The sequence below is a fragment of the Ornithinimicrobium pulveris genome (assembly GCF_050261105.1).
Lineage (GTDB): Bacteria > Actinomycetota > Actinomycetes > Actinomycetales > Dermatophilaceae > Ornithinicoccus.
This window is the reverse complement of the sequence record NZ_CP189837.1, coordinates 1,031,290-1,045,522: the sequence shown is the minus strand read 5'-3', so window position 1 is coordinate 1,045,522 and position 14,233 is coordinate 1,031,290. Positions and strand designations below refer to the sequence as shown.

Genomic DNA, 14,233 nt, shown 5'->3' with positions numbered 1-14,233 from the left:
CCAGACCCACCGGACGCGCGCCATGCTCGCAAAATCGCCCACCGAACGCGCGAAAGGTTCCGCACCAGGCCGACCGGACGCGCGAAAGCGGCCGACGCATCGCGACCCGAATGTCAAGGACACTTGACAATCCGGCAAATCGTCAAGCACACTTGACACACGGCGAGGGCAGCCGCCAGTCACCGAACACGGACCACACGAAGGGGCAGGGGAATGGACGCGATGCGGGTACCGACATGGCGACACTGGGGTTGGGCGCTGGTGGCCTGCTGGGTTGTGGCGGCCGGGCTGTTCGCGCTCTCCCGGACGACCCAGCAGGACACCGCCGAACTGCTAGTGATGGCCGCGATCGCCATCGCGACCCTGCCGATCGGGCTGGCGATCAACACCTGGGCGCGGCGCCGGCGCACCCACCGCCGGGAGGACTCTCGCGACAGCGTCGAGCACGAGGCTGCCCACCGTGCCCGGAGCCAGTCCTTCGGCGACTCGCTCATCCTCGGCGCCCTGCTCATCCTGGCGCTGGCGATCGTCCCTGGCTCGATGCCCGTGCTCTGGGGCTTCTCCTTCCTGGCGCTGCTGGTGATCAGCTTCTGGGCGCGCTACCAATTCGTGCTGCGTGAGCTGCGCGGCTGACCGTGGCCGACACCGTCAACACGCTGCGCCACCTCCGCGACGAGCGGGGATGGAGCCAGTCGCGACTGGCCGAGGAGCTCGGCGTCTCCCGACAGACCATCAACGCCATCGAGACCGGCAAGTTCGACCCGAGCCTGCCGCTCGCGCTCAAGGTCGCCCACCTGTTCGAGCGACCCGTCGAGCAGATCTTCTGGCTCAGCTGAGCCGATAGACCGAGACGTGCGAGGGAGAGGTGGCGGTGAATGGCTCGCCCGACCAGTCGGCATACCGGGACTCCAGCCGCAGACCCGCCAACTGGGCCATCAGGTCCAGCTCGCTGGGCCAGATGTAGCGGTGCGGGGTACGGCCGATCCGGGCGGCGCGGCGGTCCCCGCCTCCGCTCGCCAGTCGCTCGTCGAAGACGACGTGGTGGGAGACGACGCGCTGCGTCGCGGTGTCGATCACGTCCAACCCGAGATAGCCGTCCTCGGCGGTGAAGACCTGCACGGGCGCCGCCGGCGACAGCGCGCGCAGGTCCGGCACCCACAGTTCGATGACGAAGCACCCGCCGGGGCGGAGGTGAGCCGCCGCGTTGCGGAAGCACTGCACCTGCGCCTCCTGGGTGAGCAGGTTCGCGATCGTGTTGAAGACCAGGTAGACGAGGCTGAACTCGCCCTCCACACGCGCCGTCGCCATGTCCCCGTGGAGGACCGGTATGTCGTTTCCCACCTTCGCGCGCAGGCGCTCGATCATCGCCGCGCTGAGTTCGATGCCGCTCACCGGTACGCCGCGCTCGGCCAGCGGGATCGCGACGCGGCCGGTGCCGATCGCCAACTCGAGCGCCGCACCGCCCGCCGCGAGCTCGGCCAGGCGGTCGACCGTCGGACCGAGCACCGCGTCGCTGAACATCCCCTCGCCAGGGGTGTCGTAGGAGGCTGCCGCGGCCTCGTCCCAGAGGTCGTCCTGGGAGAGGTGGTCGAGCCGGGTCAGGTCGAAGGCCATGGCGGTCAGCCTGTCGCTCAAGCGCACCAACGGCAACCAGATTCTTCGACAAAACGCGTCCCCGGTGAGGGCAAACCGCGTCCCCGGTCGGGGGTGGGGGGCGGTCAGCGGTTGGCGATGCCGTCCGGGGCGCAGATGAAGTGTGCGACCAGTCCGGTCCACCCGGTCTGGTGCGAGGCACCGAGACCGACGCTGGTGTCACCGTCGAAGAACTCGCTGAACGTCGGGTGCGCGTCCCACAGCGGACCGCTCGGGTGGTGGATCGGCGTGCTGGGGCGCCGCCCGTCCTCACCGGCGCGGAAGAGTCCAACGAGACGCTGCTCCAGCTCCCCGGCCACCTTGTCCACCGGCACCTGGTTGCCCGAGCCGGTCGGGAACTCCACCGGTCGACCCACGCCCGCGCTGCGGCCATAGTTGCGCAGCGCGTCGGTCAGCAGCGCGTTCACGGGCAGCCACACCGGCCCGCGCCAGTTCGAGTTGCCGCCGAACATGTGCGAGTCCGACTCCCCTGGCACATAGGCCAGCGACAAATCGTTGCCGCCCACGTTGACCGTCACACCGTCCCGATGCGCCGCCGACAGCGAGCGGATCCCGTTGGGAGACAGGAACTCCGAATCATCCAGCAACCGCTTCACGGTGGCCCTCCACTGCTTGCGGCTCATCATCGACAAGGTCCGCAGCGAGTAGCCCGCATGGTTGGTGTGCAGCAACGCATCCCGCAGCTCAGGACGCCGCCGGGTCCAGCCTTCGAAGAAGTCCGTGAGGTCCGGGAGGTCCTGCGCCACCCAGTTGGGCACCAGCGCCACCCCCGCGAGCGGCAGCAGTCCGACCATCGACCGGATCGGCATCCGGTAGGCATCGCCCTCCTCGGTCACCAGGATGTCGTGGAAGAACTGGTCCTCCTCGTCCCACAGCGAGGTGTGCTCGCGGCCGATGTCGTCCATCGCCTGGGCGATGGACAGGAAGTGCACGAGGAACTTGGTCGCCACCTCGTCCCACGCCTCGTCCTCGCGCGCGAGCTCCATCGACATCCGGAGCATCTTGAGGCAGAACAACCCCATCCACGCCGTCGCGTCGGCCTGCTCCAGCCGCTGGCCGTCGGGCAGCGCGTCAGAGCGGTCGAACAGCCCGATGTTGTCCAGCCCGAGGAAGCCACCCTCGAAGACGTGGCTGCCGTCGGCGTCCTTCCGGTTCACCCACCACGGGAAGTTCAGCAGCATCTTCAGCACGATCCGCTCCAGGAAGACCCGGTCGCGCGAGCCGTCGATCGCATACACCTGCCACGCCGCCCAGGGGTGCACAGGCGGGTTCACGTCGGAGAAGTTCCACTCGTAGGCGGCCAGCTGGCCGTTCGGGTGCATCGCCCACTCGCGGCACATCAGCAACAGCTGCCACTTGGCGAAGAAGGGGTCGACGTGCGCGTAGGCGACGCAGTGGAAGGCCAGATCCCAGGTCGCGAACCAGGGGTACTCCCACTCGTCCGGCATCGAGATCACCTCGGCCAGGTGCACGTGCTGCCAGGAGGTGTTGCGGCCACCGCGCTCGGCCCGCTCCGGCGGGGGCGGCGGCATCGCCGGGTCGCCCTCCAGCCAGCGGGGCACGTCATACAGATAGAGCTGCTTGCACCACTGCAGGCCGGCGAACGCGCGCCGCGCGATGAGCTGGTCCTCCTCGCTCGTCCCCGCCGGGATCACCTCGGCGTAGAACTCCTCCACCTCGGCGCGGCGCCGCTCCAGGACGTCGTCGAAGGCGACCTCCGGATCCGGCCGCCCGTCCGCCTCGGTCAGCCGCAACCGCACGGTCACCGTCTCCCCCGGCGCCACCGTATCGAAGCGCCACCAGAAGGCCATCTTGGTCCCGCGCTGCCGCGGGTTGCAGGCGTCGGCCTGGCCGTGCACCACCGCGCGGCCGATCGAGTCCTTGGGGTATGCCGCAACCCCAGCCGGGTCGACATCGTCACCGTAGAGGGCGGTCTGGTTGGTCTCGTTGTCGCAGAAGAGCACCTCCGGGGAGCCTTCGGCGGTGACCTCGACGCGACCCAGGGTGTGATGCTCGGCCCGCACCCGCACCTGCTCTTCGCCGCCGCCGACCAGCTCCAGCGAGGGCTCCCGATCGTCCAGCCCCCAGCTCCAGGTGTTGCGGAACCAGACCTGCGGCAGCAGGTGCAAAGGTGCGGCGTCCGGGCCGTGGTTGGTCGCTGAGAACTCCAGGCAGATGTCGCTTGGGCTCGCCTTGGCGTGCGTGATCGTGACATCGAAGAACCGGTCCTCGTCCATGATCCCGGTGTCGGCCAGCTCGAACTCGGGGTCGTGCACGCCGCGCTCGCCGTTGACCCGCACCAACTCCTCATAGGGGAAGGCGGCCTGCGGGTAGCGGTAGAGCATGCTGGCATAGGAGTGGGTGGGCAGCCCCTCGGTGGACCACCAGTACTCTTTGACGTCCTCGCCGTGATTGCCCTGCGGGTTGGTCAGGCCGAAGAAGCGCTCCTTGAGCCGGTCGTCCTGCCCATTCCACAGCGCCAGGCTGACATTGAGGAAGCCGTCGACGTCGCACAGCCCGCCGATCCCGTCCTCGCCCCACCGATAGGTCCGCAGGTGGGAGTGGTCGAACGGGAAGTAGGTCCAGGCGTCCCCGTCTGCGGAGTAGTCCTCGCGGACCGTGCCCCACTGGCGGCCAGAGACGTAGGGTCCCCACAGGCGCCACGGTGCGCGGGAGTCCTCGGACTCGGCCAGGCGCAGGTGCTCTGCGGTCGCACCCTCGGCGCGCGTCGGCTCAGTCTGCTCGGTGGGCTGGGCGTGGTCGGTCGTCGGCTGCTCGCTCACCCGGAACACCCTATTGGCCCGCGTCTCCCACGCCCACCGGAAGCCGTCGCCGCCGCCGGAACGCCCCATGGGTGGGACACGTCATACGCTCAGAATCTCCGGGACGGGACCCCGGACAGGGAGGGAGGAACCATGGCACGTAGGGCGAGGCTCATCGGCGCACTGATGGTGGGGCTGGCGCTGGCGGGCTGCCAGAACACCACCGGCACGAGCGGCGGGACCATTTCGCGCAACCCCGACCTCACCCTGGGCCGTCAAATGTTCAGCGCGAACGAGCACGACGTCTATCGCCTGCGCACCGAGGGCGGTCCCGGCCAGCAACCCACCCTCCTGACCACCCGGGGCGAGATCGACGAACTCGCCCACTCGCTCGAGGCCGAGGAACTCCGCGCCGCCGACCCGTCCACCCACGTGCTGGTCCTCGCCCGCCGCGACGCGTGCGAGGAACACACCGCGGTGGTGCTGATCGAGTCGTCAGCGCCCCCTGAGCTCCGGCTGATGAGGAGGTTCGATCCCCCGGCGCAGTGCGCTCAGGGGGGCACCGCCCTCGACGTCTGGTCGATCCCGCGCGAGGAGATCGGCGGGCCACCGGTGCTCGCCACCTACTTCTCAGGCGAGGTGCCTGACGCCCAGGAGGTGGGCGAACTCCTGGCCACGATCGACGTCACGGTCAGCTCCTGGGACGTCCAGGTCGAACTGCGGGAGATCTTCCCCCCGGGCGAGCCCGTCCTGCTCACCGATCCCGCCGGCCCAGGAGTCCCCTGGTATGCCGATCTGCTGGGTGCCGAGGACGACTTCCGCTCAGATCTGACCACCCAGGCGCTGGTCGCGGTCGGCTACCCGAAGTGCACAGAGGTCAGCCGGGTGCAGATCGACACCACCCAGGATCCCGCCGTGGTCCATGGGGGCTTCTACCGCCCCGGGCCGATGGTTGAGTGCGCCGAGTCGCCCTACACCGTGGACGTCTGGAGCGTCCCGCTCTCGCCCGAGGGCGAGCAGCCGGTGCTCGCGCCGCGGCCCTGATCAGACCGCGTACGCCCCGAGGTGCCCGTGCAGGTCGCCGTTCACCTTCGCCTGGATCCGGGTGCCGTCACCGGTGTGCTCCTCGGAGAGCACCTCACCCTCGTCGTGCAGCCGCGCCACGAGGTCACCCCGGTCATAGGGCAGCAGGACGTCGACCAGGATCTCCGGTCGCGGCAGCGCCTCCTCGACGGCGTCCAGCAACTCCTGGACACCCTCGCCCGTGCGCGCCGACACGATGATCACCCGCTGGTAGTCGCGGCGCAGCCGGTCCAGCACGTCCGGGTCGGCGATGTCCGCCTTGTTCACCGCGATGATCTCCGGGATCTTCTGCCCCGCGTCCTCGGCCTCTGCAAAGACCTCGGCGAGCACGGCATGCACCGCGTCCACCTGGCTTTCCGGGTCCGGGTGCGAGCCGTCGACCACGTGCAGCAGCACGTCGGCGTCCGCGGCCTCCTCCAGCGTGGAGCGGAAGGCCTCCACCAACTGGTGCGGCAGGTTGCGCACGAAGCCGACGGTGTCGGTCAGCGTGTAACCGCGGCCGTCCTGCGCCTCGTGCCGCCGCACGGTCGGGTCCAGGGTGGCGAAGAGCTGGTTCTGCACGAGCACGCCCGCGCCGGTCAGCCGGTTGAGGATCGAGGACTTGCCGGCGTTGGTGTAGCCGACGATCGCGACGCTGGGCACGTGCCCGGCCTTGCGCGAGGAGCGCTTGGTGTCGCGGACGGTCTTCATGTCCTTGATCTCGCGGCGCAGCTTGGCGATCCGGGTGTTGATCCGGCGCCGGTCCAGCTCGATCTTGGTCTCACCAGGACCACGGGAGCCGATGCCCTCACCGCCGGCGACGCGGCCACCGGCCTGGCGGGACATCGACTCACCCCAGCCGCGCAGTCGCGGCAGGAGGTACTGCAGCTGGGCCAGCTCGACCTGGGCGCGGCCCTCCTTGCTCTTGGCGTGCTGGGCGAAGATGTCCAGGATCAACGCGGTCCGGTCGATCACCTTGACCTTGACCACGTCCTCGAGGGCGCGGCGCTGGGAGGGGCCGAGCTCGCCGTCCGCGACGACCGTGTCGGCACCCTCGGCGGCGACGATGTCGCGCAGCTCCTTGGCCTTGCCCGAGCCCAGGTAGGTCGCCGGGTCCGGCTTCAGCCGCCGCTGGATCACGCCGTCGAGCACGGTCGAGCCCGCGGTCTCGGCGAGCGCGGCGAGTTCGCGCAGGCTGTTCTCGGCGTCCTCGAGGGTGGTCTGGCCGTTGTCCTCCCAGACGGAGGCGAGCACGACGCGCTCCAGGCGGAGCTGGCGGTACTCGACCTCGGTGACGTCCTCGAGCTCGGTCGACAGGCCGGCGACGCGGCGCAGCGCGGCGCGCTCCTCGCGGTCGAGCTGGTCACCATCCCGATCCGCGTCCTCGGTCTCGCCCCACGTGCCCCAGTCGGCCTCCCGGAGGTCGATCTCACCGTCGTCGATCAGCGCGTCGGCGCGGCGGTCGAGGATCGAGCTGCGGGGCTGGTCGGGGTTCGGGGTGGCAGTCATGCAGTCCTTACGGTCGAGCGGTGTCCGGCAGTCGTTCCGGTATGTCGTGTCGCCAGTCGATCCAGCGTCTCACCTTCCAACGTCGCGGGCGAGCGATTTCTGCCCGCTCTCCCGACGCCCTCGAGTGGCGATAGCCCGCTCGCCCGCCTGTGAGTGCCCTTGTTACGCACGCTCTGAGCGCAGAAAGCGGATCGGATCGGGGCACTCACAGGAGTTCTGCCCGGGCCCGGGATGACAGACTCTGCGGTCATGACGCAGGACCACTACTTCACCGCGCAGCCGGCCTCCGACGGTGAGCTGCGCCGCGTGCCCGTGCGGCTCGCCGGGCGGGACATCGAGGTGGTGACCGCAGGCGGGATCTTCTCCCCTGACGGCATCGACAAGGGCACCCGCGTGCTGCTGGATGAGGTCCCCGCTCCCCCCGCCAATGGCACCTTCCTCGACCTCGGCTGCGGCTGGGGGCCGCTCGCCCTGACCCTCGCGCTGGAATCACCAGCCGCAGCGGTGCACGCCGTGGACGTCAACGAGCGGGCCCTCGACCTCGCGCGCCGCAACGCCCGCGCCCTGGGGGTCGACGCCTCCACTCAGGGTGCGGCGGGAGTGCACGCCAGCACCCCGGACGAGGTGGACGCCGCGACCACCTTCGACCTGATCTGGTCCAACCCCCCGATCCGGGTCGGCAAGGCGGCGCTGCACGAGCTGCTGACCACCTGGCTTCCCCGGCTCCGTCCTGCGTCGGGGCTGTCGGGGCCCTCAGAGCTGGCGGGCGAGGGTGACCACGCGGCCGGTGGGGCCGACCCCGCCGGGGGCGGAACGGCATACCTCGTCGTCCAGAAGAATCTCGGGTCGGACTCCCTGCAGACCTGGCTGGCCCGAGCCCTCCCCGACATCATGGGCGCGGTGCGGGTGGAACGATGCGCCAGCAGCAAGGGTTTCCGGGTCCTGAAGGTCCAACGCACCGCCTGAGCAGTTGAGCCACAGGCGGCCCAGACCGCTCAGCCCGAGGCCGCGCGCACGACCCCGAGCGCCTGCTCGACCAGGTCGTCCGCGTCATGCTCCAGCCACCTGATCCGCGGATCCGGCCCGAACCACCGCTCCTGCCGCCGCGCGAGCCGACGAGTCGCGACGATCGTGTCCTCGACCGCCTCGGCCTGCGTCAGTCCACCGTCCACTTGCCGCAGCGCCTGGGCATACCCGACCGCGCGCGAGGCAGTCCTCCCCTCGCGCAACCCCTGACCCTCGAGCCCGCGCACCTCCTCCAGCAGACCGGCCCCCCACATCCCCTCCGCGCGGCGGGCGATGCGCTCATCGAGCACGGGGCGGTCCGCGCGCAGCCCGATCACCACCGTGGGCTCGACGAACTCGCGCGTCGGCATCGTCGCGCTGAACGGCCGACCGGTCAGCTCGATCACCTCCAGCGCCCGGACGATGCGGCGTCCGTTGCGCGGCTCGATCTGGTCAGCGGCCACCGGATCACGCTGCGCGAGAACGGCATACAGGGACTCCGGTCCGACCCGCTCAAGCTCCCCCTCCCACCGCGCGCGCACCCGCGGATGGGTCGGCGGGATGTCCAGCCGGTCCAGCAGCGCCCGGACGTACAGTCCCGAGCCCCCCACCACCACCGGCACCGCGCCCCGCGCCCGGATCGCGGACAGGTCCGCCCGCCCCGAGGCCTGGTATGCCGCAACGCTGGCCTCGTCGGTCACGTCCAGGACGTCCAGCTGGTGGTGGGCGACGCCGCGGCGGCCGACCGGGTCCAGTTTCGCGGTGCCGATGTCCATCCCCCGGTATAGCTGGGAGGCGTCGGCGTTGACGACCTCGCCGCCCAGCTCGAGCGCGAGCGCCACCCCGAGGTCGGACTTGCCCGTCGCCGTGGGCCCGACGACAGCAACCACGGGGAGCGACATGTCGCTAGTCTCACACGCATGAGCACCTCCTCGGCCCCGGACAACACGCCTCGTGGGAGCTTCTCCGACCAGGGGACGAACTTCTTCCAGGCCCTCTTCGACTTCGAGTTCAACCACTTCGTCACCCCCAAGCTGGTGCGCGTGGTCTACGTGGTCGGGATGGTCCTCATCGGCCTGCTGACCCTGGGCATGCTGGTGTATGCCATCGAGATGATGAGATTCAGCAGCATCATGGGGTTGCTGTGGCTGATCGCCACCCCGTTGCTCGCGATCATCTACCTGGCCTTCTTCCGGATGATGCTCGAGCTGTACTACGCGGTCGTCCGCCTGTCCGAGGACGTGCACCACCGCGGCACGAGCGGCAGTGGAGGCGGCACGAACCTCTGAGCGGGAAGCCGTTCTGCGATGACCGGTATGCCGCGCCCGTTCGACCGCGACGTCACGGCCTCCGGTTGCTGGGCCGCCGGGGCGGGGGCAGGCTGAGGACATGAGCGAGAACACCAGCAGCCCGCACGACCCGTCGCAGGAGGAGCAGCCCGAGCAGGAGGGCACCTTCGTGGGTGGCAGTTTCGGCGACCCCGACCACCAGGCCCCGGACCAGCAGCCGGAGGGCGAGGACCTCACCACCGCCCAGGAGCAGGCCGCCGAGCAGGAGGACGCGAGCATCCTGGCCGGCGCGCCCGAGGCACCCTCCACCGACGAGTTCGTCGAGGCAGCGGGCCAGGAGTCACCCTCCGGCCAGGGCGATGTGGAGGGGATCACCGGCGAGCCGGCGCCCGGCGATCGCAACGAACCCGTCTGAGCATCCTCGCGGTGCCGGCCCGATGCTGACGTCGGCACACCACCAACCGGCACCGAGCACCCGTCACTAGGGTGGATGGATGAGCGCGGCCCAGACCCCCATCGAGGTCCACATCATCGCGGACTCCACGGGTGACACCGCGGCCCGCGTGGCGCGGGCGGCGGCCGCGCAGTACGTCGGCTACGACGTCCGTATCATCCGCCACCCCCGGCAGAGCACGCCCGACGGCCTGCAGGACGCCTTCGCCCGGATGCACCCCGAGCGCGCGCGCACGGTCGTCTTCTCCACGGTCGTGGACGAGACCTTGCGTCAGTTCGTCGCCCAGTTGTGCACCGAGCGCGGCCTGCCCCACGCGGACCTGCTCGACCCTGCCGTGACCGCGCTCAAGGAGGCGACCGGCCAGGACCCCGAACGTGTCGTCCGCCCGGTCGGGGTCAGCGAGGACTACTTCAAGCGGGTCCAGGCGATGGAGTTCTCGATCGCCAACGACGACGGCAACCTGTCCAACCACCTGCGTGAGTCCGACATCGTCCTGGTCGGGGTGAGCCGCTCGGGCAAGACGCCGCTGTCGATGTACCTCGGCTACCTGGGCTACAAGACCTCCAACATCCCCCTCGTGCCCGGCATCGCGCCGCCCGAGCAGCTCTTCGCCGTGCAGCGCTGGAAGATCGTCGGCCTGACCATCGACCCCGAGCGGCTGGCCCAGATCCGCGGCCGCCGCGTGCGGGCCATGGGCAGCGCCTCGGTGCACCGCGACGGCTACACCGACCTGGTCAAGATCTTCGACGAGCTGGACGAGGTGGGGCGGATCCAGCGCAGCCTCGGCTGCCCCGTGATCGACACCACCGAACTGGCTCTCGAGGAGGCCGCCGGCCGGGTGATCGAGATGGTCGAGCGGCGCCGGGAGGCGGCTCAAGGGGGCTGAGGCCGCAGCGATATTCTCGTGTCATCGAGCGGGGCACCGGAGCCTCGCCGACCCCACGCGAGGAGCGCTGACATCAATGGCCGCTGAGTCCGCCAAGTACCTCTACGACATGTCCGAGGGCAGTGCGCAGATGCGCACCATCCTCGGTGGCAAAGGTGCGAACCTGGCCGAGATGAAGCGCCTGGGGATCCCGGTGCCGGACGGCTTCACCGTCAGCACCGCGGCCTGCGTGGACACGATGGCCGCGCACGGGCAGTGGCCGGCGGGTCTGTGGGAGGACGTCCAGGACGCCCTTGCCCGTCTGGAGGAGCGCACCGGCCGCACCCTCGGCGGCGAGCGCCCGCTGCTGCTCTCGGTCCGCTCCGGCGCCGTCTTCTCGATGCCTGGGATGATGGACACCATCCTCAACCTCGGCATCGGCGACGAGACCGTCGAGGCCCTGGCCGCCGAGGCCGACAACGCCCGCTTCGCCTGGGACTCCTACCGCCGCTTCCTCCAGATGTATGGCGACGTGGTGGAGGGCGTGCCGCCGCACGCCTACGAGGACGAGCTCACCGCCCTCAAGGCCCGCCGCGGCGTCGACCAGGACACCGACCTGACCACCGAGGACCTCCAGGAGCTCGTCGCGACCTTCAAGGACGTCTCTCGGCGCGAGCTCGGCCGTGACCTGCCCATCGACCCACGCGAGCAGCTCCGCGGCGCGATCGACGCGGTCTTCCGCTCCTGGGACACCCCCCGCGCCCGCGTCTACCGGCGCGCCAACGACATACCGGACGACCTCGGCACCGCGGTGAACGTGATGCAGATGGTCTTCGGCAACCGCGGCGAGACCTCGGCCACCGGCGTGTGCTTCACCCGCAACCCCTCGACCGGCGCGCACGAGCTCTACGGCGAGTTCCTGGTCAACGCCCAGGGCGAGGACGTGGTCGCCGGCATCCGGACCCCGCGCCCGCTGGCCGAGATGGAGGAGGTGCTGCCCGAGGCCTACGCCCAGCTCGTCCAGACGATGCGCGACCTCGAGGCGCACTACAAGGACATGCAGGACATCGAGTTCACCGTCGAGGACGGCACGCTCTACCTGCTCCAGACCCGCAACGGCAAGCGCACCGCGGCCGCCGCGCTCAAGGTCGCCCGCGACATGGTCGACGAGGGCGTGCTCACCCGCGAGGAGGCCCTGCAGCGCGTCGAGCCCGGCCAGTTGGACCAGCTCCTGCACCCGGCGATCGACCCCGACCACGGCAGGACGCCGGTCACCAAGGGCCTGCCGGCCTCCCCCGGCGCCGCCGTGGGCGAGCTCGTCTTCGATGCCGATACCGCAGCCGAGCGCGGCGGCGCCGGCGAGCCGGTCGTGCTGGTCCGCTACGAGACCACCCCCGATGACATCCACGGCGTGATCGTGGCCCAGGGCGTCCTCACCGCCCACGGCGGCATGACCTCGCACGCCGCCGTCGTCGCCCGCGGCATGGGCAAGCCGTGCGTCGCCGGGGCCAGCGCGATCCGGATCAACACGGCCGAGCAGACCCTGACCATCGGGGAGCACGTCTACCGCGAGGGCGACCTGCTCACCCTGGACGGCTCGACCGGCGACGTCTACGGCGAGGCTCTCGAGCTGGTCCCCCCGCAGATCAACGAGGACTTCCAGGCGATCGTCGGCTGGGCCGACGAGGTGCGTCGCCTCGGCGTGCGCGCCAATGCCGACACCGGCGAGGACGCCGCCAAGGCGCGAGAGCTGGGCGCCGAGGGCATCGGTCTGTGCCGCACCGAGCACATGTTCATGGCCGCCGACCGCCTCCCGGCCGTGCGGCGGATGATCCTGGCCCAGGACGAGGACGCCCGCGCCGAGGCGCTGGAGACCATCCTGCCGATGCAGCAGGAGGACTTCGAGGGCATCTTCGCCGCGATGAAGGGCCTACCCGTCACCGTCCGACTCCTCGACCCGCCGCTGCACGAGTTCCTGCCCAACCTGGTCGAGCAGTCGTTGCTCGTCCAGCGCCTGGAACTCACCGGCGGCGACCCGCAGGAGCTGGAGTCGGCCCGCGAGCTGCTCGGCCAGGTCAAACGCCTGCACGAGCTCAACCCGATGCTCGGCACCCGCGGCTGCCGGCTGGCGATGCTCTACCCCGAGATCCCGGAGATGCAGGCCCGCGCGATCGTCCGCGCCGCCCTGGCCGTCCGCGAGCGCGAGGGCGAGACCGCCGGCGTGGAGATCATGATCCCGCTGGTCGCCTACGCCAACGAGCTGGCCACCCAGCGCGAGGTCGTGGAGCGGGTGGTCGCCGAGGAGCTCGAGGCCGCCGGTGAGCAGCTCGACGTCACCGTCGGCACGATGATCGAGCTGCCGCGCGCCGCGATCGTGGCCGACCAGATCGCCGCGCACGCCGACTTCTTCTCCTTCGGCACCAACGACCTCACCCAGACCGGCATCGGCATCTCCCGCGATGACGCCGAGGGCGGCTTCCTGTCGGCCTACGTCTCCGAGGACGTCATCCCGGCCAACCCGTTCGAGTCGATCGACCGCGACGGCGTCGGTGGCCTGGTCGGTATCGGCGCCGAGCGTGGCCGCTCGGTCAAGCCCGACCTCAAGCTCGGTGTCTGTGGCGAGCATGGTGGTGACCCGGCCTCGATCCAGCTCTTCGAGGAGCTCGGGCTCGACTACGTCTCCTGCTCCCCCTACCGCGTCCCGATCGCGCGCTTCTCCGCCGCCCGAGCGGTGCTGAAGGGCGAGCGGCGAGCAGACGGGTGAGCTCGAACGACGGCGCCACAACCGGACCTTCTTCGGAGTGGGTCACCACCCTGGCGGGGCTGGGCGGCTTCCACGAGGTCGCCGCCCCGCCCCCTCTGGGCTCCGACGCGGTGCCGTGGCGCGAGGTCCTCGCCGATGAGGCTCTCTCCTCGCGGTTCGCCACGGTCCGGGCCGCCCTCGCCACCTCGACCGGGCTGCCAGTGGAGGAGGTCGATCCCAAGGTGGCGGTCTCGGCGACCCAGGTCGGGCTCGCCTCGCGCCTCTGGTCGGTCACCCTGGCCAGCACCGTGCTGCACCGTTGGGTCCCCGACCTGTCCTCCGACAACCTGGTCGCCAGCCCCGTGCACCGTGGCACCGTCGCCCTCGGGGTGGTTGATCCCACGTCCGGGTATGCCGCATCTCACCTCCCCGACGCCCTCGCCCGGATCTCCGCGTGGGTGGTCGAGGACAGCCTCGCCCTGCTGGACGCGACGTGCGCCCGCGTCGGTCGGACCCCGGCCCGGGTGCTGGCCAGCAACACCGCCTCGTCCCTGGTCGGTGCGGCGAGGGTGTTGGCGAGGCAGCGCCCGGAGGCCGGAGCCGCGGCCTGGGAGCTGGCGCGGGCGCTGCTCTCGCTGCCGCAGATCGCGACCGGTGGCGGGATCCGGGAGCCCGACTCCCTCCCAGCGGGGATCGGGGGCCCGATGGAGACGCGGGACGAGGCCTTCCTGCGCTCCGGGTGCTGCGTGTTCTACCGCCTCCCCGGGCACGGCCTGTGCCCGGACTGCGTCATCGCCGAGCGGAGCCCGGAGCAGGTGACGCCCGGCCACTGAGGCGGGAAACGCCATACCGGACTCGGATCCCGGGGGTGCGGGCCGCGCCGGAGCTCAC

General features: G+C 70.7%; 13 protein-coding genes. 9 read left to right on the top strand and 4 right to left on the bottom strand.

The window, feature by feature from the left end:
• The first annotated feature begins 261 nt into the window (after window positions 1-261).
• Window positions 262-633, top strand: a complete 372-nt coding sequence (locus ACQBAT_RS04830; protein ID WP_420748018.1) for a hypothetical protein — start codon at window positions 262-264, stop codon at window positions 631-633.
• A gap of 2 nt (window positions 634-635) precedes the next feature.
• Window positions 636-836 (top strand): helix-turn-helix transcriptional regulator, encoded by a 201-nt coding sequence (locus ACQBAT_RS04825; RefSeq protein WP_420748017.1) that lies wholly within the window; start codon window positions 636-638, stop codon window positions 834-836.
• Here the strand turns inward: ACQBAT_RS04825 and ACQBAT_RS04820 are convergent.
• On the bottom strand, window positions 829-1,614 hold the full coding sequence (locus ACQBAT_RS04820) for a class I SAM-dependent DNA methyltransferase (RefSeq protein WP_420748016.1): 786 nt from the start codon (window positions 1,612-1,614) through the stop codon (window positions 829-831). The genes ACQBAT_RS04825 and ACQBAT_RS04820 overlap by 8 nt on opposite strands.
• 104 nt (window positions 1,615-1,718) lie before the next feature.
• Window positions 1,719-4,436: an MGH1-like glycoside hydrolase domain-containing protein gene (locus tag ACQBAT_RS04815; protein WP_420748015.1), complete on the bottom strand. Its 2,718-nt coding sequence runs from the start codon at window positions 4,434-4,436 to the stop codon at window positions 1,719-1,721.
• A 132-nt stretch (window positions 4,437-4,568) separates the two neighbouring features.
• Between ACQBAT_RS04815 and ACQBAT_RS04810 the strand changes: the two genes are divergently transcribed.
• A complete protein-coding gene (locus ACQBAT_RS04810) occupies window positions 4,569-5,459 on the top strand; it encodes a hypothetical protein (protein ID WP_420748014.1) in 891 nt (296 codons plus the stop codon).
• Here ACQBAT_RS04810 and hflX read toward each other — a convergent pair whose 3' ends face one another.
• The gene (hflX, locus tag ACQBAT_RS04805) at window positions 5,460-6,986 is read right to left on the bottom strand and encodes a GTPase HflX (protein WP_420748013.1); all 1,527 of its coding nucleotides are present in this window, start codon (window positions 6,984-6,986) and stop codon (window positions 5,460-5,462) included.
• A 249-nt stretch (window positions 6,987-7,235) separates the two neighbouring features.
• Here hflX and ACQBAT_RS04800 point away from each other — a divergent pair, with 249 nt between their 5' ends.
• Window positions 7,236-7,952, top strand: a complete 717-nt coding sequence (locus tag ACQBAT_RS04800) for a class I SAM-dependent methyltransferase (protein ID WP_420748012.1) — start codon at window positions 7,236-7,238, stop codon at window positions 7,950-7,952.
• A gap of 29 nt (window positions 7,953-7,981) precedes the next feature.
• Here ACQBAT_RS04800 and miaA read toward each other — a convergent pair whose 3' ends face one another.
• Entirely contained in the window at window positions 7,982-8,893 is a 912-nt protein-coding gene (miaA, locus tag ACQBAT_RS04795; RefSeq protein ID WP_420748011.1) for a tRNA (adenosine(37)-N6)-dimethylallyltransferase MiaA, read from the bottom strand.
• A gap of 18 nt (window positions 8,894-8,911) precedes the next feature.
• On the opposite strand from miaA, the gene ACQBAT_RS04790 reads away from it, so the two are divergent.
• The 5 genes from ACQBAT_RS04790 (at window position 8,912) to ACQBAT_RS04770 (ending at window position 14,175) form a co-directional block, all read left to right on the top strand.
• Window positions 8,912-9,280 (top strand): DUF4282 domain-containing protein, encoded by a 369-nt coding sequence (locus ACQBAT_RS04790; RefSeq protein WP_420748010.1) that lies wholly within the window; start codon window positions 8,912-8,914, stop codon window positions 9,278-9,280.
• Window positions 9,281-9,380: 100 nt separating this feature from the next.
• Window positions 9,381-9,695 carry a hypothetical protein gene (locus tag ACQBAT_RS04785; RefSeq protein ID WP_420748009.1) on the top strand — a complete coding sequence of 105 codons (315 nt, stop codon included), beginning with the start codon at window positions 9,381-9,383 and terminating at the stop codon, window positions 9,693-9,695.
• 79 nt (window positions 9,696-9,774) lie between these two features.
• A complete protein-coding gene (locus ACQBAT_RS04780; protein WP_420748008.1) occupies window positions 9,775-10,620 on the top strand; it encodes a pyruvate, water dikinase regulatory protein in 846 nt (281 codons plus the stop codon).
• 76 nt (window positions 10,621-10,696) lie between these two features.
• Window positions 10,697-13,363: a pyruvate, phosphate dikinase gene (ppdK, locus tag ACQBAT_RS04775; protein ID WP_420748007.1), complete on the top strand. Its 2,667-nt coding sequence runs from the start codon at window positions 10,697-10,699 to the stop codon at window positions 13,361-13,363.
• Window positions 13,360-14,175, top strand: a complete 816-nt coding sequence (locus ACQBAT_RS04770; RefSeq protein ID WP_420748006.1) for a (2Fe-2S)-binding protein — start codon at window positions 13,360-13,362, stop codon at window positions 14,173-14,175. The genes ppdK and ACQBAT_RS04770 overlap by 4 nt, the downstream gene beginning before the upstream one ends.
• Window positions 14,176-14,233 lie beyond the last annotated feature (58 nt).